General features: G+C 74.2%; 20 protein-coding genes. 6 read left to right on the top strand and 14 right to left on the bottom strand.

Translation table 11 applies throughout. The features are described from left to right. Positions 1–13: 13 nt before the first annotated feature. Positions 14–601 carry a PPA1309 family protein gene (locus tag HOY81_RS10290; protein WP_237319962.1) on the top strand — a complete coding sequence of 196 codons (588 nt, stop codon included), beginning with the start codon at positions 14–16 and terminating at the stop codon, positions 599–601. A gap of 102 nt (positions 602–703) precedes the next feature. Here the strand turns inward: HOY81_RS10290 and HOY81_RS10295 are convergent, their stop codons facing one another. From HOY81_RS10295 to HOY81_RS10305, 3 genes are all read right to left on the bottom strand, one after another. Next, complete coding sequence (locus HOY81_RS10295; protein WP_237319963.1) at positions 704–1,801, bottom strand: PDZ domain-containing protein; 1,098 nt, start codon at positions 1,799–1,801, stop codon at positions 704–706. 447 nt (positions 1,802–2,248) lie between these two features. Continuing rightward, positions 2,249–2,707, bottom strand: a complete 459-nt coding sequence (locus HOY81_RS10300; protein ID WP_237319964.1) for a molybdenum cofactor biosynthesis protein MoaE — start codon at positions 2,705–2,707, stop codon at positions 2,249–2,251. Positions 2,708–2,762: 55 nt separating this feature from the next. Next, positions 2,763–3,857: an SDR family oxidoreductase gene (locus HOY81_RS10305; RefSeq protein ID WP_237319965.1), complete on the bottom strand. Its 1,095-nt coding sequence runs from the start codon at positions 3,855–3,857 to the stop codon at positions 2,763–2,765. Between the two features lie 202 nt (positions 3,858–4,059). Between HOY81_RS10305 and HOY81_RS10310 the strand changes: the two genes are divergently transcribed. Further along, entirely contained in the window at positions 4,060–5,574 is a 1,515-nt protein-coding gene (locus tag HOY81_RS10310) for a zinc-dependent metalloprotease (RefSeq protein ID WP_237319966.1), read from the top strand. 38 nt (positions 5,575–5,612) lie between these two features. After that, entirely contained in the window at positions 5,613–6,128 is a 516-nt protein-coding gene (locus HOY81_RS10315) for an NUDIX hydrolase (protein ID WP_237319989.1), read from the top strand. 80 nt (positions 6,129–6,208) lie between these two features. Here HOY81_RS10315 and HOY81_RS10320 read toward each other — a convergent pair whose 3' ends face one another. The 4 genes from HOY81_RS10320 to HOY81_RS10335 are packed head-to-tail and all read right to left on the bottom strand — an operon-like array spanning position 6,209 to position 10,096. Beyond that, positions 6,209–6,967 (bottom strand): AIM24 family protein, encoded by a 759-nt coding sequence (locus tag HOY81_RS10320; RefSeq protein ID WP_237319967.1) that lies wholly within the window; start codon positions 6,965–6,967, stop codon positions 6,209–6,211. Positions 6,968–6,983: 16 nt separating this feature from the next. Then, positions 6,984–7,667, bottom strand: coding sequence for an AIM24 family protein (locus HOY81_RS10325; protein WP_237319968.1), 684 nt, complete (start codon positions 7,665–7,667; stop codon positions 6,984–6,986). An 11-nt stretch (positions 7,668–7,678) separates the two neighbouring features. Continuing rightward, complete coding sequence (locus tag HOY81_RS10330; RefSeq protein WP_237319969.1) at positions 7,679–9,472, bottom strand: TerD family protein; 1,794 nt, start codon at positions 9,470–9,472, stop codon at positions 7,679–7,681. Positions 9,473–9,523: 51 nt separating this feature from the next. Continuing rightward, positions 9,524–10,096 (bottom strand): M48 family metallopeptidase, encoded by a 573-nt coding sequence (locus HOY81_RS10335; RefSeq protein WP_237319970.1) that lies wholly within the window; start codon positions 10,094–10,096, stop codon positions 9,524–9,526. 188 nt (positions 10,097–10,284) lie between these two features. Between HOY81_RS10335 and HOY81_RS10340 the strand changes: the two genes are divergently transcribed. Continuing rightward, positions 10,285–11,397 carry a ThiF family adenylyltransferase gene (locus tag HOY81_RS10340; RefSeq protein WP_237319971.1) on the top strand — a complete coding sequence of 371 codons (1,113 nt, stop codon included), beginning with the start codon at positions 10,285–10,287 and terminating at the stop codon, positions 11,395–11,397. 70 nt (positions 11,398–11,467) lie between these two features. Next, the gene (locus HOY81_RS10345) at positions 11,468–12,856 is read left to right on the top strand and encodes an AarF/ABC1/UbiB kinase family protein (protein ID WP_237319972.1); all 1,389 of its coding nucleotides are present in this window, start codon (positions 11,468–11,470) and stop codon (positions 12,854–12,856) included. On the opposite strand, the gene HOY81_RS27670 is transcribed toward HOY81_RS10345, so the two are convergent. The 5 genes from HOY81_RS27670 to HOY81_RS10370 all read right to left on the bottom strand — a co-directional run bounded on the left by HOY81_RS27670 (position 12,803) and on the right by HOY81_RS10370 (position 16,600). Continuing rightward, positions 12,803–12,994, bottom strand: a complete 192-nt coding sequence (locus HOY81_RS27670) for a hypothetical protein (protein ID WP_237319990.1) — start codon at positions 12,992–12,994, stop codon at positions 12,803–12,805. The two genes, HOY81_RS10345 and HOY81_RS27670, sit on opposite strands and share 54 nt — an antisense overlap. An 86-nt stretch (positions 12,995–13,080) precedes the next feature. After that, positions 13,081–13,407: a hypothetical protein gene (locus tag HOY81_RS10355; RefSeq protein WP_237319973.1), complete on the bottom strand. Its 327-nt coding sequence runs from the start codon at positions 13,405–13,407 to the stop codon at positions 13,081–13,083. Further along, positions 13,404–13,766, bottom strand: coding sequence for a WhiB family transcriptional regulator (locus HOY81_RS10360; protein ID WP_237319974.1), 363 nt, complete (start codon positions 13,764–13,766; stop codon positions 13,404–13,406). Before HOY81_RS10360 ends, HOY81_RS10355 begins: the two co-directional genes overlap by 4 nt. Before the next feature lie 135 nt (positions 13,767–13,901). Then, positions 13,902–14,192 carry a hypothetical protein gene (locus tag HOY81_RS10365; protein ID WP_237319975.1) on the bottom strand — a complete coding sequence of 97 codons (291 nt, stop codon included), beginning with the start codon at positions 14,190–14,192 and terminating at the stop codon, positions 13,902–13,904. Positions 14,193–14,353: 161 nt separating this feature from the next. Next, complete coding sequence (locus tag HOY81_RS10370) at positions 14,354–16,600, bottom strand: ATP-dependent DNA helicase UvrD2 (RefSeq protein ID WP_237319991.1); 2,247 nt, start codon at positions 16,598–16,600, stop codon at positions 14,354–14,356. Between the two features lie 345 nt (positions 16,601–16,945). On the opposite strand from HOY81_RS10370, the gene HOY81_RS10375 reads away from it, so the two are divergent. Further along, positions 16,946–17,203, top strand: a complete 258-nt coding sequence (locus HOY81_RS10375; RefSeq protein WP_237319976.1) for a mycoredoxin — start codon at positions 16,946–16,948, stop codon at positions 17,201–17,203. A gap of 89 nt (positions 17,204–17,292) precedes the next feature. Here HOY81_RS10375 and nudC read toward each other — a convergent pair whose 3' ends face one another. Then, positions 17,293–18,234 (bottom strand): NAD(+) diphosphatase, encoded by a 942-nt coding sequence (gene nudC, locus HOY81_RS10380; RefSeq protein WP_237319977.1) that lies wholly within the window; start codon positions 18,232–18,234, stop codon positions 17,293–17,295. Positions 18,235–18,432: 198 nt separating this feature from the next. Further along, entirely contained in the window at positions 18,433–19,851 is a 1,419-nt protein-coding gene (locus HOY81_RS10385; protein WP_237319978.1) for a dipeptidase, read from the bottom strand. Positions 19,852–19,879 lie beyond the last annotated feature (28 nt).

Here is a 19,879-nt window from a genome sequence, read left to right on the forward strand (position 1 = left end):
GCACGATAGGGCCATGGACGACACGGACCACTCCCCGGGCGAGGGCACCCCCCTCGCCGCATCTCCGCTGACCAGGGCCGTTCTCGAGATCGACGGCTATGTCGCCGGGCTCGGCTGGGACCGGCCCGCCCGGCTGTTCGCGCTGGTCGACACCGCGCGGCTGCGCGCCGAGGAGCCCGCGCTCGCCGCGCGGCTCGGTGGTGCGGAGGGCGGCACGGAGCCGGGCCCCCGGGACGGCGAGGGCGCGCTCACCCCCGTCGAGCAGGAGGAACTGCCCGGCGGCACGCCGCTCGACGAGTTCCTGGGCACCATCGCCTGGCCGGACGCCGTGACGGGCTGCGCGCTGACCGTCGAGCGGCTGATGCTGCCGCCGAGCGCGGAGGAGTCGGTGCCGGACGAGCTGGACGGAGCGGAGCTGGCCCGCTGGGTGGCCGGGCACCCGGAGCGCCAGGAGGTACGGATGACGGTCGCCGTGCTGCGGGACGGCACGCGGGAGTCGGCACTGCGGCTCCGGGAGAAGGACACCGCGACGGAGGTGCTCACCGGGCCCGACCTGGTGCCGGGGCTGGCGGACGCGCTGGCGGCCACCTTCGACGGCTGACTTCCCGGCCACCGGTTCCCCCACCGGGCGCCGGCCCGGTACTGCTCGGTGCGGCCGGCACCGGGCCGGGCCGGCGGGCCGGCCGGTGGTGCAGCCGGTCGGTCAGCCGGTGGTGCAGCGTGGCAGGCCGGAGAGCCGGTCCTCGCGTATCTTCTCCAGCGAGTCCAGGGCGTCGTCCAGCGTGCGCACCTTGACCAGGGTCAGCCCCTCGGGCTTGTCCGCGGCCGCCGTCGCGCAGTTCCGCGCCGGGGTCAGGAAGAACTCGGCGCCCTTCTCGCGCGCCGCGATGGTCTTCATGCCGATGCCGCCGATGGCACCGACCCGGCCCTTGTCGTCGATGGTGCCCGTACCGGCCACGAAGGCACCGCCGGTCAGGTCCTCGTCCGTCAGCTTGTCCACTATGCCCAGGGAGAACATCAGGCCCGCGCTGGGGCCACCGACGTCGGCCAGCGTGATCTTGATGGGGAACGGGAAGGTGTGCGCGGTGCCGGGCTGGATGCCGACGATGGCCCGGCCGTCGTCGGCCTTCTCCGTGCTGAGGGTGAGCTCCTCGCCCTCCAGCGCGGAAGGGTTCTTCTTCGCCTTCTCGGCGGCCTCGGCACGGTCCGCCGGGACGACGGTGAAGCGGACCTTCTCACCGGGCTCGTGCTTCGTCACCAGGTCGGCCACCTGCTGCGGCGTCCTGACCCGCTTCCCGTCCACGGCCTTGATCACGTCTCCGGCGTGCAGGACACCCTGCGAGGGGCCGCCCTTCAGCACGGACTGCACGATCACCCGCGTCGGGACCTTCCTGCCCAGCTCCCGGAGCGCGGCCACCTTGGCGCTCTCCTGGGACCGGCTGAACTCCTCGGCGTTCTCCTCGTCCACCTCCTCCGCCGACTTGTCGTCGGGGTAGAGCGTGGAGTGCGGCACCACGGCGTCGTCGTCGCTGATCCAGCCGTAGACCGCCTCGAAGAGGTTCATCCGGTACTCGGAGCCCGTCACGCGGACCGTGGTCATGTTGAGATGGCCGCTGGCGCGGTTGTCCGAGACGTCCCGGTCCGGGAAGGACAGCACCTCCTCGCCGTGCACCTTGCCCAGCGTGTTGTATGTCGGACCGGGCGACATGCCTGCGTACGGCACCTCGATCAGCACCGCCGCGCAGAGCATGGCTATGAGCAGCAGTGTGGACGCGAGCATGGACGCGGTGCGGCGAGGCATGCCACCGACAGTACGCGACCGGTCCCTCAGCGGGCTTCCCGGGCCCGCCCGTCCGGGACCCCTCCGGCACCGGCCGGGAGGCGGGGCGTGGACGCCGCGGGCGCCACGCACTCGGCGCCGTGCGTGCGCTCCATCGCGGCGCGGAACCGCTCATATCCGGCCACCCCGGCGGCGTCCGGAGGTGCCGTGCGCCGGCGCACGGCCCAGCCGCCCCACACGCTGGCCGCCACACCGGCGGCGAGAGGAATCAGTAGCCAGAGGAGAGCCGCCATCGAGAACCTCCCGACCCTCGCAGGCCTGCGGCCGGACGCAGACCCGGCCGATGAGCACATTTAACTCTTGGCGGTAACAACGCTCGGCTGCCGGCCCGGGTTACGCAACAGGAACACGCGGGCGGTACCCGCACCGGCCCTCCCGTCACCCGACCACCACCCCTCACGGACGGCGCTACGCGCCGACCCATTCCTCGGTGCCGTCCGAGAAGGTCTGGTGCTTCCAGAGGGGGACCTCGTGCTTGAGGTCGTCGATCAGGCGGCGGCAGGCCGCGAAGGCCTCCCCGCGGTGCGGGCAGGAGACCGCGACGATCACCGCGACGTCCCCCACACCCAGGTCCCCCACCCGGTGCACCGCCGCCAGCGCCCGCACCGGGAAGTCCGCGGCGACCTTCTCCGCCACCCGGCGGAGCTCCGCCTCGGCGGTCGGGTGCGACGAGTAGCCCAGCCGGGTGACGTCGCTGCCGCCGTCGTGGTCCCGCACCGTGCCGACGAAGAGGGCGGTGCCGCCCGCCGAGGGATCGCCGACGGCGGTGAAGACCTCGTCGAGGGAGAGCGGCGTCTCACGGACGCCGAGCAGGCGGATCGGGTCCGGCGCCGCCTGCTCACCGGGGTGGTCGTACGTCTGTGCCATGCGGTTCATGCTGCCCTACCCGGGCCCGTACCGGAACCGCCGTCCGGTGCCCCGGTCACAGCCCGCGCCGCCGGCGGGCCCGCCTGACCAGGGCCGCCGTGCCCAGCAGGGCCACCGTCGCACCCGCCGCACCGGCCGCCGTGGCGTCCTTGCGCCCCAGTCGCCGGCCCGCCACCGTGTGCCGGCCCGCGACCTCCTCCAGCAACTCGGCCAGCACCTCCTCGTTGGTCCAGGCCGGGCGCCAGCCCGCCTCGTGCAGCCGCCGGCCGCTGACCACCCAGGGATGCATCGTGTACGCCAGGTCACCGGCCGGGGACGGGGTGAGGCCGAGCCGGTGCAGCCGGGAGGCCGCGCCCAGGGCGACGGCGGACGGCAGCTCCATGCGGCGGATGCCCGTCAGCTCCTCGACCTCCTCCTGCTCCAGCCAGCCGTCGCAGCCGACCGCCAGCTCCCCCTCCGCCTTCTCCAGCGCCGCGTACTCCAGCGCGCTGACCAGGTCCTCCACATGGCAGAACTGCCAGCACGGCCGGGAACCGGCGGCCACCAGCAGCCGGGGCGACTCGAAGTAACGGGTGAGCGCGGTGTCGGTGCCGCCGACGAGCAGGGCGGGACGTACCACGGTGACGTTCAGCCCGGGGTGGGCACGGGGAGCGCGGCGCGCGAGCCGTTCGATCTCCAGCAGGTCGCCGACGCCGGTGGCCTCGGCGGTCGCCCGCAGCTCGGCGTCCTCGGCGAGCGGCACGTCGTTGTCCGGGTGCGCGCCGTAGACCATGGCCGAGGTGCACAGCACCACACGGCGCACCCCGGCCGCCGCCGCGGCGGTCAGCACGGTCTGGGTGCCGCGCACGTTGAACGCGGTGCGGGCGGCGGGATCGGACTCCAGGTCCAGATCGAGGGCGAGGTGCACCACGACGTCGACGGCGTGCCCCTCCCCCCGCAGCCGGTCGGCGATGGCCGGATCGCGCACGTCCAGGATGTGCCACTGGGCCTCGCTCACCTCGCCGCGCCGCTCGTCCACGGCCACGACCTGCTTGATCTCCGCCGAGGCCGCCAGCCGCTCGGTGAGCAGCGCGCCCACCCCCGAGGCGGCCCCGGTCACGGCGACGGTGGGGGTTCGCGCTGCGCGAACGTCGGTCTCGGAGGAACTCACCGGGCGTCTCCAGTGGTTGTTTCTGGTACGAGGTGCGGAGGCTCCATCCTGCCTGACGGGTGTCTAGGCTGGAGGCAGAGCCCGCCAGATCGCAGACAGATCACACCGGAAGACACCGGAACATCCCGGTGCAGAACGGATTGCACCGGAACACACCGGTCGCGCGATGCGCACCGTCCGACGAGACAGAGCCGAGGAAACCGTGAGTGACAGCCCATTCGGATTCGGCGTACCTCCCGAGGAGCCGGAGGACGGGGACGACGACAGCAGGAAGAAGGGCGGCGAGGGCCGGGAGCCCGGCAAGGGCGGCCAGGCGAACCCCTTCGGCTTCGGCGGCGGCCAGGGCGGCCAGGGCGGTGCGGAGAACCCGCTGGCGGCGATGTTCGGCTCGCTGGGCGGCGGCCCGGGCGGCTCCTTCGACCCGGGCGACCTCGGTGCGGCGTTCCAGCGGCTGGGCCAGATGCTCTCCTACGAGGGCGGCCCGGTGAACTGGGACATGGCCAAGGACATCGCGCGCCAGACCGTCGCCCAGGGCGGCCCGGAGGGCTCCAAGGACACCAGCGTGGGTCCGGCGGAGCGGGCCGCGGTCGAGGAGGCCGTGCGTCTGGCGGACCTGTGGCTGGACGGCGCCACGTCCCTCCCCTCCGGCTCCGGGTCGGCCGTGGCGTGGAGCCGCGCCGAGTGGGTCGAGGCGACGCTGCCGGTCTGGAAGGACCTGGTCGACCCGGTGGCGGAGCGCGTCGGCGCCGCCATGGGCGATGTGCTGCCCGAGGAGATGCAGGCCATGGCCGGCCCGCTGCTCGGCATGATGCGCTCGATGGGCGGCGCGATGTTCGGGACGCAGATCGGGCAGGCGCTCGGGGTGCTCGCCGGCGAGGTCGTCGGTTCCACGGACGTCGGGCTGCCGCTCGGCCCGGCCGGCAAGGCCGCGCTGCTGCCGGTGAACGTCGAGGCGTTCGGCAGGGGACTGGGCGTGCCGCAGGAGGAGGTGCGGCTGTATCTGGCGCTGCGCGAGGCGGCGCACCAGCGGCTCTTCGCCCATGTGCCGTGGCTGCGCTCGCACCTCTTCGGCGCCGTGGAGGGGTACGCCCGCGGGATCAAGGTGGACACCGCGAAGCTGGAGGACGTGGTCGGGCAGCTCGACCCGCAGCGGCCCGAGGAGCTGCAGGAAGCGTTGCAGCAGGGCATGTTCCAGCCGGAGGACACGCCGGAGCAGAAGGCGGCGCTGGCCCGGCTGGAGACGGCGCTGGCCCTGGTCGAGGGCTGGGTGGACGCGGTGGTGCACACCGCGGCCGAGCCGCATCTGCCGTCGGCGGGCGCGCTGCGCGAGACGCTGCGGCGGCGCCGTGCCTCCGGCGGGCCCGCGGAGCAGACCTTCGCCACGCTGATCGGTCTGGAGCTGCGGCCGCGGCGGCTGCGGGACGCGGCCCGGCTGTGGGCCTCGCTCACGGATGCGCGGGGCGTCGAGGGCCGGGACGGGCTCTGGGCGCACCCGGACATGCTGCCGACCGCCGGGGACCTGGACGACCCGGACGGCTTCGTGCACCGGGAGCAGCCCGACTTCTCGGAGCTGGACAAGATGCTCGGTGACGCCGCCGGCGGCGGCGCAGGCGGCCCTCGGAAGAAGGGTCCGGGCGAGGATGGCCCGGGCGAGCGCGGTCCCGCCACGGGTGAGGACGGGGACGGCCCGGGCGACGCCGGCGACGGGCGGCGGTGACCGGGCAGCAGGTCCCCGGGCCGTACGCCGGCGCGGGGCTGCACCAGGACGCCGTACGGGTGCTCACGCAGTGGCGGGCTCCCGACACCGGACAGGAACGGCTGCGGCAGAGCTATCTGGAGCACCTGGCCGCCCACCCGGACGCCATGGCCAGGAGCTGTACGGCCGGGCATCTCACCGCCAGCGCGCTGGTGGTCGACCCGGAGCGGGAGCGGGTGCTGCTGACGCTCCACCGCAAGCTGCGGATGTGGCTGCAGACGGGCGGGCACTGCGAACCGTCGGACGCCACGCTCGGCGAGGCGGCGCTGCGGGAGGCGACCGAGGAGTCCGGCATTCCCGGGCTGGCCCTGCTGCCGGGCGGACCGATGCGGCTGGACCGGCACCGGACGCCCTGCGCCTGGCATCTCGACGTGCAGTACGCGGCGCTGGCGTCGCAGGACGCCGTGGAGGCGGTGAGCGAGGAGTCGCTGGACCTGCGCTGGTTCCCCTGGGACGAGGTGGACAGGGTGGCCGACGGCTCGGTGGTGCGGCTGGTGGAGAGCGTCCGGGTCTGAGCCCGTGCGCGCCCCCCGCAGGCACCGGCCGTGGTGACGCGGGGCCGGGACGACCGCCCGGCCCCCGCGTCGCCACGGGCTCAGTTGGTCCAGATGTTGCCCTGGTTCTGACCGCGGGCGCCGTGCTGGCCCATGCCGTACTGGGCGGCGAGGCCCTGCCCGAGCACCGCGTTCTGCGGCAGCAGCAGCTCGCTGGGCTGCACCAGGGCGTAGCCCTCGCCCATGAAGCTGAGTTCCCAGCCCTCACCGGTGTTGCCGCGCCGGCGCCACACGCCCGAGGAGCTGGTCTGTGCCTGCATCTGGACCCGCAGCGAGGCGGACCAGGCCACCACGGCGTCCGAGTCGGCGTTGGCGTACGCGTCCGGGGTGACCCGGAGCATCAGCGGCTGGCCCGAGGTCATGAGGGCGACCCGGCCCTGGCCGGTGATGTTGAGGTTGTACTTCCCGGAGCCGGAGACACCGTACTGGCTGTCCACCGAGATGACCTCCCAGTGCAGCCCCGAGTCGAGCGCCAGGACGTACTGGCTGTCGACCGTCAGGCCCTGGTGGTCGACGTCCATGATGTGCACGTACTGCGCGAGGTTGGCCAGGAAGACCGTGCCCTCGCCGGAGACCCGCATGAGATCCAGGCCCTCTCCGGTCATGGCGCGGTCGCGGCGCTGGCCGCGGGTCTGGTACTCGCCGTCGAACTCCAGCATGCCCTGGTAGGCGACCATGCTGCCCTGCCGGGCGAGCACGTCCTCGTGGCCGCTGAGCGCGACCCGCAGCAGGCGTTCGTTCTGCAGGCTCCAGCGTTCGCCGGTCTGGACCTCGGTGTGGCCGAAAAGCGGACTCTGCATTCTTCCTCGCTCCCCCTCAGCCCCGGGCCCGCAGGCGGTCGGCGCTGTCCTCGCTGGGCTGCACGACGACGAAGCCCTCGCCGGAGAAGCCGAGCTGGTAGGCCTCCCCGCTGCCCCGGCCGATCATCGACGACGCCTTGAAGCTGCGCTTGCCCTTCATCTTCAGGTGGGTCGACCAGGCCACCAGGGCGTCCGGGTCGACACAGGTCTCGTCCGCGCCGCGGCCGCAGTCGACGACCACCGGGGTGCCGCGGGTGGTGACGGCCACCCAGCCGGTCCCGGAGATCGCCACGTTGAACAGGCCCTGGCCGGAGAACTTCGCCATGCCCTTGACCCGCTGGACGCCCCAGTTCAGATGGGCGTCGAAGGCGAGGAGGTTGGTGCCGTTCACCGAGAGGCTGTCCTCCGCGAGGTTGAGCACCACCACGTCGGCGCCGTAGTCGGCGAGATAGAGCATGCCGTCGCCGTGGCAGCGCATCAGCGGCGCGCCCTCGCCGGTGAGCCACTGGGAGGCCGTCTGGCGCACCGCGGGCGGGTTGGGCTCGTACTGCACGAAGCCCTCGTAGGCGACCATCGATCCGGTGCGCGCGAACAGGTCCTGGCCGGACTGCATGGCGACCTTGAGCATGCTGGTGCCGTGGTTCTCCATGCGGGCGGCGGGCTGGGTCGGGGCGTAGCCCGAGACGAGTTGCTGGTTCATGGCGGGCTCCCTCAGACCTCGCAGGGCTGGACGACGACGAAGTTGCCGGGCGCGGCCCGGAACTGGAGGTTCACGGACTCCCCGCTGTGCCCCGGATAGGCCTGACGGCGCAGCCGCACCTGGCTGGAGACGATCACCTGGGCGGCCGCGGACCAGGCGACGACCGCGTCCGCGTCCGCGAAGGTCGTCGGGGTCACGGGCAGCACCACGGGCGTGCCCCGCGTCTTGACCACGACCGTGCCGGTGCCCTGGAACTGCAGGGTGAACAGCGCGCCGCCCGGGATGCCGTGGCCCTCGATGCGGCGCACCTCGTGCTGGAGCGACTCGTCGAAGGCGAGGACGTTCTCGGCCGAGACGCACAGGGCGTCGCCCTGGAGCTCGATCGGGTGCAGATGGGCGGAGTTGTCCGCGAAGAACACCTGGCCGCCGCCGGAGCAGCGCATGAGCTGCATCTCCTGGCCGGTGGCGTTGCCGACGACCCGGCCGCGGAAACCGGCGCCCTTGTAGCCGAAGTCGACCTTGCCCTGGTAGAGCACCATGCTGCCCTGCCGGGCGAGCACCGGCTGGCCGTCCACGCCCAGGTCGACCCGGGCGAGCTGGCCGTTCTGCAGCGTCCAGCGCTGCCCGGTGGGGGCCTCCCGGTACTTCTCCAGGCCGGCGCCGAGGCCGGCCGCCGGGCTCTGCGGGACGGCGGGTGCCTGCGGCGCCTGCCCGCCGAAGGGGTTCGGCAGGGACTGGCCCGGGGCGGCGGGGGCCGGGGGCTGCTGCGCCTGGCCGGGCACGCCGGGGGCCGGCGGCTGCTGGGCCCCGGGGGGTGGCACCGGCTGGGCCTGGGGCGGTCCGTAGGGCTGCTGCGGCACGCCCTGCGGTGCGCCGGGCGGCGGCACCGGCTGGGGCGGTCCCTGCTGCCCGGGCGGCGGGGGGACCGGAGCGGCGACGGTGGGTGTCGACGCCTGGTCCCGTGGGCCGGGCGCCGGGGGCTGCGGCGGGGGCACCTGCTGCGGCGGCTGCGGGGCCTGGGGCGGAGGGGGGGCCTGGGGCGCGCCGAAGGCCGGGGGCTGCTGCGCGGCGGGGTGTGCCGGCTGCTGCGGCGGCGGGGGCACCTGCTGGGGCGCCTGCGGCTGCTGGGGCTGCCCCGCCGGGGCGGCACCCGGCGGCGGCGCGAAGCCGGGCGCGGGCTGGGCGGGCGTCACGGTGCTGTCCGGGCCGGCCGGGCCGGGCGGGGGCGCGAAACCGGGCACCGCGGAACCGCCGTCCGGCGCCGCGGGCTGCTCCTCCTCCAGCACCTCGCCGCCGAAGTGCCGGAGCAACGCCTCCAGGCCGCCGTCGAAGCCCTGGCCCACGGCGGCGAACCGCCAGACGTCCTTCAGATAGAAGTCGCCCAGCATCACGGCGCGTTCGGAGGTGAACTCCGATCCGTCGAAGGGATAGCGCGCGACCTCCTCGCCGCCCGCCACGATCCGCAGGTACCCCGGGCCGATCTGGGACATCTGACCCGCGCCGTCGAGCGCCGCGGTGAACGAGAGCTTCTGGACGTGCGCCGGAATCCGGTCCAGCGTGACCCGGAAGGACTCGGTGTCCCCGGCCTGCGCGCCGAGGAGCTGGACGGCCTCCTCCGGCGACTTCGGCTGGTTGAAGAAGACGAAGTACCGGTCGTCGGAAAGCTGTTCCCCGGCGTCGAGGCCGAAGCAGCCGATGTCGAAGCTGAGACCGGGCCCGGAGATCTGCACGCCGACGTACAGATCCGTGCCCGCCGTCAGGTCACTGATCCTGGCCTTGTGGCCGCGTTGGAATTCCCTGGCCATACGTAACGACCGTCCCCCATCCGGTGAGCCGTGAGTGTGCGTCGCGCCAGGCTAGCGGGTACCGGTGACGGATCCATCCTCCCCTGCGGCGGGAACGTGCGGGAGCCGGTCCGCGGCGACCACGCCCTCCAGGAAGCCGCGGGCCCGCTCGGTACGGGGATAGCCCTCCAGCAGCTTCCAGAACCGGGGACCGTGACCGGGCACCAGCAGATGGGCCAGTTCGTGGAGGAGCACGTAGTCCAGGACGTACTCCGGCATGCCCTGGAGCCGGTGGGAGAGCCGGATGCTGCGCTCGGCCGGGGTGCAGGAGCCCCAGCGGGTGTTCTGGTTGGTGACCCAGCGCACCGTGGCCGGCCGGGCGCGGCCCTGGAGGTACTGCCGGGAGAGGTGCTCGGCCCGTTCCGCGAGCTCCCGGTCGCCCGGCATCCGCCGGCTCTCCTGTGCGGCCAGCTTGTCCAGCATGACGCCGATCCAGCGCTTCTCCTCGTCTGCGGACATCCGGGCGGGCAGCAGCACGATGGTGCGGTCGCCCTCCCGGTAGGCGGAGACCGTCCGTCTGCGCCGCGCGCTGCGGCGCACCTCGACCAGGCCCCGGTCGGCGCTCTTCAGGGGATCGGCGGACACGCCCCGACGTTACCCGCTGCGGGGGCCGGAATGCCTCCCGCCCCGCGACCGTCACACGCCTCGTCCCGCGGGGAGAGTGGGCGGCGGCAAGGGCGGGAGGGGCCGCCCGCCGAGGATGCGTACGACGATCCCATCGGGGCTGTGGACAGCGCGGAGCCCGCTGCGCCGGAAACGCGCATGCTGGCGTCATGCATCCGATGATCAAGCCCGCGCTGCGACGGGCATGGCGGGACCGGCAGACCGTGCAGTACGGCGTGGCGCCGGCGCACGCCGTACTGCTCGGTCCCGTGGACGACGCGACGGCCGCCTTCCTCGACCTGCTGGACGGCACCCGGAGTCTGCCGCGGCTCCGTGCCGAGGCCGGCGAGCTGGGGCTGCCCCCGGACACCGCGGACCGGCTGACGGACCGGCTGTCCCGCGCCGGGGTGCTCGACGACGCCACGGCGCAGCGCTCCGCGGCAGCCGAGCTGGGTGACGGGGTGCGGGCCGATCTCGCCTCGCTGGGGGCCGTGCACCCCGAGCCCGGCGCCGGTCCGCGCCGGCTTGCCGCGCGACGGGCCGCGCGGGTCCAGGTGCGGGGCGCGGGCCGGGTGGGGGCCACGGTGGCCACGGTGCTCTCGGCGGCGGGAGTCGGCCGGGTGGACGTCGTGGACGGGGGTCACGTCGAGCCCTGGGAGACCCTGCCCGGCGGCATCCCGGCGGAGCGCACCGGGGAGCGCCGGGACACGGCGGCGCGCCGCAGCGTACGGGCGGCGCGCCCCTGGCCGCGGGCGGCCCGGACCCGGGACGGGGACGGGCTCGCCCTGGCGGTGCTCGCCCCGCGCGACGGCCTGGACGCCTACGCCCCGGACCCGGCCGGTGCCGAGCGCTTCCTGGCGGCGGGCATCCCGCATCTGTACGGCGGGATCGTCGAGGCGACCGGTGTGGTGGGCCCGCTGGTGCTGCCGGGGACGACGCCCTGCGCGGGGTGCCTGCTGCGCACCCGTGCGGAGCGGGAGCCGAGCTGGCCGCTGGTGGTGGGCCAGTGGCGCACGGGCGGGCGCAGACGCACCGGAGTGCCCGCCTGCGACGCCGCACTGGCGACGATGGTCGCGGGGGCCGTCGCCTCCTATGCGCTGAGCTTCCTGGACGGTGACGGCGGCTGTGGCGCGGGGTACCGCCTGCGGCTGGCGCTGCCCCATCTTCTGCCGGACACCGAGCAGCTCACCGCGCATCCGGAGTGCCCCTGCGGTGCGGCCACACCGGCGCACCCCCCTCCGCCCTCGGCAGCGATGCCGCGGCAGGCCACAATGGCCGGGTAGCCGGTGCTTCCGCCCCGCATGGCGCCGTTCGGTCGTACTGGGTCGTGCAGTCAGTGACTTGGAGGGGTTCATGTCCGATCTTCCCCGCAAGGCGGTCACCCGCACCGCCAAGCTGGCCGCGCTGCCGTTGGGCTTCGCCGGGCGCGCCACCTGGGGTCTGGGCAAGCGGATCGGCGGCTACTCCGCGGATCTCGTGGGGCACGAGCTCCAGCAGCGCACCGCCGAGCAGCTCTTCCGGGTGCTGGGCGAGCTCAAGGGCGGGGCGATGAAGTTCGGGCAGGCCCTGTCCGTCTTCGAGTCCGCCCTCCCGGAGGACCTCGCCGGGCCGTACCGCGCCACCCTGACCAAGCTCCAGGAGGCGGCGCCGCCGATGCCGACACAGACGGTGCACGCGGTGCTGGCGGAGCACCTGGGCGAGGACTGGCGCGCCCTCTTCGAGGAGTTCGAGGACAAACCGGCGGCTGCGGCCTCCATCGGCCAGGTGCACCGCGGGGTCTGGCACGACGGGCGTCCGGTCGCCGTGAAGGTGCAGTACCCCGGCGCCGGGGAGGCGCTGATCTCGGATCTCTCCCAGCTCGGCCGCTTCGCCCGGCTGCTGGGCCCTCTGATCCCCGGGATGGATCTCAAGCCGCTGATCGAGGAGCTGCGCGACCGGGTCACCGAGGAGCTGGACTACGCCCTGGAGGCGGAGGCCCAGCAGACGTACGCCGAGGAGTTCGCGGACGACCCGGACGTGTGCGTGCCGCGGGTGGTGCACCAGGGCGAGTGCGTGCTGGTCACCGAGTGGCTGGAGGGGGTACCGCTCTCCCGGGTGATCCGGGAGGGCGACGAGGCGGAGCGGGACCGCGCGGGGCAGCTCCTGACGCGCTTCCTCTTCTCCGGCACGGCCCGCACGGGCCTGCTCCACGCCGACCCGCATCCGGGCAACTTCCGGCTGCTCACCGAGGACGCACCGGAGGGCCCGCCGGAGCGGTGGCGGCTGGGGGTGATGGACTTCGGCACCGTGGACCGGCTGCCCGAGGGCCTGCCCCAGACGATCGGGACGGCGCTGCGGATGGCGCTCGAGGACCGGGCGGAGGGGGTCTACGACCTGCTGTGCGAGGAGGGCTTCGTCAAGGAGACGATCGAGCTGGACCCGGCCGCGGTGCTGGACTACCTGGTGCCCATCATCGAGCCGGCCCGGGCGGACGCCTTCACCTTCGACCGGGGCTGGATGCGGGAGCAGGCGGCGCGGATAGCCGATCCCCGTTCCCCCGCGCACCAGTTGGGCCGGCAGCTCAACCTGCCGCCGTCGTACCTGCTGATCCACCGCGTGACGCTGAGCACCATCGGCGTCCTGTGCCAGCTCGGCGCGACGGTACGGATGCGGGACGAGCTGGAGGACTGGGTGCCCGGCTTCGTGGCCTCACCACCAGGAGGAATCGAGCCTCCCCTCGATGGCGCGGATATGGGCGCGTGAGCACTCGGGGCAGAAGTAGCGCCGGTCCCCGTTCTCGACGGAGCAGACCCAGGTGACAGGCCGGCCTTCCGCGACCGCTCCGCACCGGTAGCACACGGTAGGCGCGGGCTGGTTCTTCTCTTCCACCCGCCCGAAGATAGCCCTCGCACCCCCCGGATACACGGAGGAACCGGGGCGCAACGCCCCGGTTCCTCGTTCGCTCGTTGCTTCGGTCTATCGCCCGGTCACTGCATGACCGCCATGGCGATGGCCCGGCGAGCGCGCAGCGAGGCGCGCTCCGCCCTGCGCTGCAGGCGGCGGGCGAGCAGCACCCGCATCGCCCTGCGCTCGGACTCGGCCTCGCGCAGGCGTGAGTCCATATGGGCACGAGCCAGTGATTCTGGCATGAGTTGCATGTCTCGGGTCCTCTTCTGGCGTGCCGCACCGATGTCGTCACGGTGCCGGCCGGGGGTCTGGAAGTCGGTGGTCTTCATCGTCGGGTCCTGCTCGAGAAGGTGACGCAGCGCCGGATCGCGCGTCGACGGGTGATCGATCGTGCCGAGGGTGCTCATGCCGTGACCGGGTTCTTGCGCGGGCGGCCACGGGGCCGCTTCCGGGGTACGACGACGCCCTGGACGAACAGCTCCCCGCCCCAGACGCCCCACGGCTCACGGCGGTCCTTCGCGCCGGCGAGGCAGGCCTCCCGCAGCGGGCAGGTCTGGCAGAGCGACTTGGCGTACTCGACGTCCGCGGGGGCCTCGGCGAAGAAGACCTCCGGGTCGTAGGAGCGGCAGGGAACGGCGACACCGAGGCGGTCGATGGCCTCGTCGAGCTCGTTCAGGGTGATGAGAGGGGCGTTCAAGGAGTCCTCCGTGGCATCGGGCGGGATCAGGTCGGTCATCGGTGACGGGGCGTGCGCGTCGGTGTGCACAGTCGGGTCTTCCTCGTCTGTCGGGTCTGTTGTCTGGTCGGCCCGGCTGGTGACCGGGCGGCTGGGGCAAACAGAAGGGCCGCGGATCCCGGTGTGGGTTCCGCGGCCCTGGAAGGTGCCGACCTGATCTGCCGATCAGGCTGGATCTCTCCAGGGTTCGTGGCCACGGATGGCCCACATCAGGTGGTGCTGCTGCTTCTGGCGACCCTCGCCGGCACCGTTGGCCGCGAAGCCGAAGGCATAGGCGCACGCCTGTGCCTTCGCCGCTGCCGCGGGTGCCTTGGTCGGTCGCTCATTGCCGAGGAGCCGCTCGCGGCCGCCCAGCACGACGCCGGACACACCGGTGCCGTCGAAGCGGGAGCCGAGCAGGCACGTGGAGACGGCCGAGCGGTCCGTCTTCCTCGCGGTGGTAATGAAGCTGATCACTGGGCTCGCCTCCTCTCGGCGTCTCGGGGACCGGCGCTCCGGCCGGAGCCGGGTCGATCCGAAGATGTTCAGGGGTCAGTACAGCATGGATGGGGTGAAGCGAGAAGCCCCCGCCCTGTCCATGTCCGGAAGGCTATGAGGCTGCGCACGGCGCGCGCAAACTATTTTCCCGCCTCTTCTGTAACAGCCGTCGTGACATCCTCCGCGGCGCCCTCGTCCCCGGTCCCCTCGGGGCCGTCGCCGGGGCCCTCGTCGATGCCGCCGCCCGCGACGCCGTCCTCGTCACCGGCCGTGTCACCCGCCGAGGCGGGCAACTCCTCCCCCGCGCACAGCACCAGCACCTCGGTCCCGAAGCGGTCGAGCTTGCGGGCGCCCACCCCGGAGATCCGCGCGAGCCCCGCCTCGTCGTCCGGCACGGCCTCGGCGATCGCCATCAGCGTCTTGTCCGTGAAGACGCAGTACGCCGGCTGACCCAGCTCCTTGGCACGCTCGGCGCGCCACTCGCGCAGCCGCTCGTACAGCCCCTCGTCGAGATCGGACGGGCAGCCCTCGCAGCGCATCAGCTTCATCTCGCCCGGATCGGTCAGCGTGCGCCCGCACACCCGGCAGCGCACCGGGCCCCGGCGCTTCCGGGACCGCGCCCCGGCCCCGCGCTCGACGCCGCCTCCCCCGCCGGGCCGGCGACCGCCAGCCGCCCCCGAGCCCGGCCGCAGGCCGTCCAGGAAGCGGCTCGGGCGCCGCCCGGCCCGGCCGCCGGGCGAGCGGGCCAGCGCCCAGGAGAGGGTCAGGAAGCGCCGCGCCCGGGTGACGCCGACATAGAGCAGCCGCCGCTCCTCCTCGACCTGCTCGGGGGTCTTGGCGTGGGTGATCGGCATCATGCCGTCGGTGAGCCCGGCCAGGAAGACGGCGTCCCACTCCAGGCCCTTGGCGGCGTGCAAGGAGGCGAGAGTGACCCCCTCCACGGTGGGCGCGTGCTGTGCGTTGGCCCGCTCGTCGAGCTCGGCGACGAGGTCGGCGAGCGTCGCGTCGGGCCGGGCCCGGCCGAAGTCCTCCGCAAGCCGCACCAGCGCGGCCAGCGACTCCCAGCGCTCCCGGACGGCTCCGGACCCGGCGGGGGGCTCGGTGGTCCAGCCACGGGAGGTGAGCACCGCACGCACCTGGGACGGCAGGTCGCCGGCGCCGTCGAGCAGGGTGTCGTTCCCCCCGGCGCGGGCGGCACCGCGCAGCGCCACGCCGGCCTCGCGGACCTCCGGCCGTTCGAAGAAGCGCTCGGCGCCGCGCAACTGGTACGGCACACCCGCGTCGGCGAGGGCCTGCTCGTAGACCTCGGACTGGGCGTTGATGCGGTAGAGCACCGCGATCTCGCTGGCCGGCAGCCCGGAGTCGAGCAGCTCCCGGATGTGCCGGGCGGTGCCCTCGGCCTCGGCGGGCTCGTCGGCGTACTCGGTGTAGACCGGCTCCGGGCCCGCCTCCCGCTGGGAGACCAGCTCCAGCCGGTGCTCGGCGGCCCGCCCCCGGGCCTGTCCCAGCAGCCCGTTGGCCAGGTGCACCACCTGGGGGGTGGAGCGGTAGTCCCGGACCAGCTTGATCACGGTGGCGCCCGGGTGCCGGAGGCGGAAGTCCAGCAGGTGGTCCGGGGTGGCGCCGGTGAACGAGTAGATCGTCTGGCTGGCGTCCCCCACCACACAGAGGCTCTCCCGGTCCCCGAGCCACAGCTCCAGCAGCCGCTGCTGGAGCGGGCTGACGTCCTGGTACTCGTCCACGACGAAGTGCTGATACTGGCGGCGCACGGTGTCCGCGACGTCCGGGCGGTCCTGCAGCACGCCGACCGTCAGCAGCAGCACGTCCTCGAAGTCGATCACCGAGCGGTCCCGCTTGAGCTGCTCGTACAGGGCGTAGACCCGGGCGGTCTCCGCCGGGTCCCGCGGGGCGTCGCGGCCCGACTTCGCCAGCACCGCCGGATAGTCCTCCGGAGTGGTGCGGGTGACCTTGGACCACTCGATCTCGCCGGTGACGTCCCGCAGCTCGTTGCGGTCCAGCCGGATCCGGCAGCGGGCGGCCGCCTCCGCCACGAGCTGGATCTTGCGGTCCAGGAGCCGGGGCGGCTCCCCGCCGATCGCCTTCGGCCAGAAGTACTGGAGCTGCCGGAGCGCGGCGGAGTGGAAGGTGCGCGCCTGCACCCCGGCGGCGCCGAGCTGGCGGAGCCGGCCGCGCATCTCCCCCGCCGCGCGGTTGGTGAAGGTGACCGCCAGCACGCTGGCCGGCGCGAGGACACCGGCCCGCACGCCGTAGGCGATCCGGTGCGTGAGGGCGCGGGTCTTGCCGGTGCCGGCCCCCGCGAGCACGCAGACCGGGCCGCCGAGGGCCGTGGCCACCTCGCGCTGCTCGGGGTCCAGCCCCTCCAGCACGGCGTCGGCGTCCCGTGGCGGCAGGGCGTACTCGGGCTGCCCGGCGCCTGCCGTGGGCCCGGGGGCGGCCGTGGGTCCGGGGGCCTGGGAGAAGAGCGGGGTGTCCGTTGCCTGAGTCACCCCGCCATGCTGCCAGTTCCCCGGCGGGCCCCGCGCGCGGTGTCCACAGCCCGCGGAACCGGGTCGACAGTCGTACCGGTCCCGCCCGCCTCCGGTACGGGAATGGCGCGGCGCCCCCGTGCGTTCCTCCCTCTGGCACGGCCTCTGCACAGTGCGTCCGCGGGGATGCACGGAGTGACCGGCGCACCGGCAGCACGCACGACGAGCGAAGGAGCACGAGGGCCCATGGGAACCGTCACGATGTACAGCACCACCTGGTGCGGCTACTGCCGCCGGCTGAAGGGCCAGATGGACCGGGAGGGCATCGCGTACACCGAGATCAACATCGAGGGCGACCCGGCGTCCGCGGCCTTCGTCGAGCAGGCCAACGGCGGCAACCAGACGGTCCCCACCGTGCAGGTGGTGCCGATGAACGGCGGCTCGGAGGTCGTGATGACCAATCCCAGCCTGGCCCAGGTGAAGCAGGCCCTCGGGGCCGGCTGACCGGCCGGCCCGCCGCCCCCGCGGCGGGCCCCGCCGCGGCCGCGGCGCACGCCGGCCGCGGCAGGGGCCCACGCCGGTCCCGGCAGGGCTCACGCCGGCCGCGGCAGGGGCTTCCCGTACCAGAGCTCGACCAGCCGCGCCGCGATGGAGATGCCGGAGAGCGGCAGCACCTCGCCGCTCTCTATCGCGGCCGCCAACTCGTCCCGGGAGAACCAGCGCGCCTCCTCGATCTCGTCGCCGTCCACCCGGACCTCCGGCGAGGTGGCGCGCGCCGTGAAACCCAGCATGAGGCTGGACGGGAAGGGCCAGGGCTGGCTGGCGACGTACTCCACCTCGCCCACGTCGACGCCCGCCTCCTCCCACACCTCGCGGATCACCGCCCGCTCGATCGACTCGCCGGGCTCCACGAAGCCGGCGAGCGTCGAGAAGCGCCCCTCCGGCCAGTGCACCTGGCGGCCGAGCAGGGCACGGTCGTGCTCGTCCGTGACGAGCATGATCACGGCCGGGTCGGTGCGCGGGTAGTGCTCGGCACCGCAGGCCGGGCAGCGCCGGATGTGCCCGGCCGCCGCGATGACGGTCCGCTCGCCGCAGCGGGAGCAGAAGCGGTGCAGCCGCTGCCAGTTCTCCAGGGCGACCGCGTGCACCAGCAGTTCCGCGTCGCGCTCCGAGAGCAGCACGCCCGCCTCCCGCAGCCCCGCCGGGCGGGCGACGTCGTCCATGCGGCCGGGCAGCGCGTCCTTCTGCAGGGCGAAGTAGCGCACGCCCTCCGGGTCGGTGCCCAGGAAGTAGCGGTGCGCCTCGGTGAAGGGCGCGTCGAAGGCCGGCATGGTCACCAGCTCGGTACGTCCGTCGTCGGTGTCCTCGATCAGCGCCTGGCCGCCGGAGACCACGAAGACCCGCGTGCTCGGGTGGCTCCAGGCCGCGGCGAGCCAGGCCTCGTCCAGCCGGTGGTGCGCGGCGCGGTCGATGCCGCCGGTGCCGGTCAGCGCGATCGGGCGTCCGGCGGCTGCGCGGTCGGTCCAGATGGTCACGGCGGTGTCCCGTTTCCCCTCGTCGTCTGCGTGGGCGGTCTGCGTGGGTGTCTGCGTGGGTCGGCTGTGCGGGCGGCCCGGTCGGCGTTCCCGGTCGGCGTCGTGCCCGGCGCGTGACGGCGGCCGGGTGCGGCCGTCGGGTGCGGCGACTCAGCCGCGGTGCCGCCCGCCGGGGGCGGCCGGCCGGCGCGGCCGCCCCTACGCCTCGCGCGCGTCCTCCCGGGGCCTCCAGTGTGCCGCCAGGTCCGCCCAGAGGTGCGCGGCGGCCTCCACGCCCTTCGTCAGCAGCTCCAGCTCCACCTTCTCGTTCGGCGCGTGCCAGCCGTCGGACGGCACCGAGATGCCGAGGAAGAGGACCGGCGCCCCCAGCACGTCCTGCAGGTCCGCGGCCGGACCGGAGCCGCCCTCCCGGGTGTACCGCACCCGGGTGCCGAAGGCGCGCTCCATCGACCGTACGACCGAGCGCAGCGCCGGATGGCCGAGCGGGGTCAGACAGGGGCGGGTGGCGCCCCAGAAGGTGATCTCGTGCCGGATGCCGGCCGGCAGACTCCGGGCCACCCACTCCCGCACCGCCTGCTGGATCTTCTCCGCGTCCTGTCCGGCGACCGTGCGGAAGGAGAGCTTGAGCTGCGCCCGCGCGGGCACGATCGTCTTGCCGCCGGGACCCTGGTACCCGCCGGAGATGCCGTTGACCTCCGCCGTGGGGCGGGCCCAGACCCGCTCCAGGGTGGTGTGGTCGCGCTCGCCGAGCGTGGCCCGCGAGTGCGCGGTACGCAGCCACTCCTGCTCGTCGAAGGGCAGTTCGGCGAAGAGCGCGCGCTCCTCCTCGGTCAGCTCCGCCACGCCGTCGTAGAAGCCGGGGATCGCCACCCGGCGGTCGGCGTCGTGCAGGCCGGCGGCGAGCCGGGCGGCCTCGGTGGCCGGGTTGGGCACCGCGCCGCCGAAGGAACCGGAGTGGATGTCCTGGTCCGGGCCGAAGAGGTCGATCTGGCAGTCGGTGAGCCCGCGCATCCCGGTGCAGACGGTGGGGGTGTCCGCCGCCCACATGCCGGTGTCCGAGACCAGCACCGCGTCGCAGGCGAGCTGCTCGGCGTGGTCCTCCAGCAGTGCGGGGAAGTGCGGGGAGCCCGACTCCTCCTCGCCCTCGATCAGCAGTTTCAGCCGCACCGCGGGGGCCGTGCGGCCGGTGGCGGCGAGGTGCGCGCGGACGCCGAGGGTGTGCAGGAAGACCTGGCCCTTGTCGTCGGCGGCACCGCGCGCGTACAGCCGCCCGTCCCGCCGCACCGGGGCGAACGGTCCGGTGTGCCAGCCGTCGGTCCGGTCCGCGGGCTGCACGTCGTGGTGCCCGTAGACGAGCACCACCGGCGCGTCCGGGTCCCCGGCGGGCCAGTCGGCGAAGACGGCCGGGTGCCCGGGGGTGTCCCACACCTCCACGGTGGGGAAGCCGGTCGCGGCCAGTTTCTCCGCCAGCCACTCCGCGCTGCGGCGTACGTCGCCCGCGTGCGCCGGGTCGGCCGAGACGGAGGGGATGCGGAGCCACTCCTCCAGGTCGGCGAGGAAGGCCTCACGGGCGTCGGCGACGAAGGCACGGACGGCGCTGTCCGGGGCGGTGCTCATGCGCCGCACCCTATCCGGCGGGGCCGCC

Source organism: Streptomyces sp. JJ36, from assembly GCF_021696945.1.
Lineage (GTDB): Bacteria > Actinomycetota > Actinomycetes > Streptomycetales > Streptomycetaceae > Streptomyces.

What these genes read in the sequence shown, in the direction of transcription:
- HOY81_RS10295 (WP_237319963.1), bottom strand. Translation starts at nt 1,801, where the DNA reads ATGCCTCGCCGCACCGCGTCCATGCTCGCGTCCACACTGCTGCTCATA.
- HOY81_RS10340 (WP_237319971.1), top strand. Translation starts at nt 10,285, where the DNA reads ATGCATCCGATGATCAAGCCCGCGCTGCGACGGGCATGGCGGGACCGG.
- HOY81_RS10300 (WP_237319964.1), bottom strand. Translation starts at nt 2,707, where the DNA reads ATGGCACAGACGTACGACCACCCCGGTGAGCAGGCGGCGCCGGACCCG.
- HOY81_RS10330 (WP_237319969.1), bottom strand. Translation starts at nt 9,472, where the DNA reads ATGGCCAGGGAATTCCAACGCGGCCACAAGGCCAGGATCAGTGACCTG.
- HOY81_RS10320 (WP_237319967.1), bottom strand. Translation starts at nt 6,967, where the DNA reads ATGCAGAGTCCGCTTTTCGGCCACACCGAGGTCCAGACCGGCGAACGC.
- HOY81_RS10355 (WP_237319973.1), bottom strand. Translation starts at nt 13,407, where the DNA reads ATGAGCACCCTCGGCACGATCGATCACCCGTCGACGCGCGATCCGGCG.
- HOY81_RS10325 (WP_237319968.1), bottom strand. Translation starts at nt 7,667, where the DNA reads ATGAACCAGCAACTCGTCTCGGGCTACGCCCCGACCCAGCCCGCCGCC.
- HOY81_RS10345 (WP_237319972.1), top strand. Translation starts at nt 11,468, where the DNA reads ATGTCCGATCTTCCCCGCAAGGCGGTCACCCGCACCGCCAAGCTGGCC.
- HOY81_RS10385 (WP_237319978.1), bottom strand. Translation starts at nt 19,851, where the DNA reads ATGAGCACCGCCCCGGACAGCGCCGTCCGTGCCTTCGTCGCCGACGCC.
- HOY81_RS10290 (WP_237319962.1), top strand. Translation starts at nt 14, where the DNA reads ATGGACGACACGGACCACTCCCCGGGCGAGGGCACCCCCCTCGCCGCA.
- HOY81_RS10375 (WP_237319976.1), top strand. Translation starts at nt 16,946, where the DNA reads ATGGGAACCGTCACGATGTACAGCACCACCTGGTGCGGCTACTGCCGC.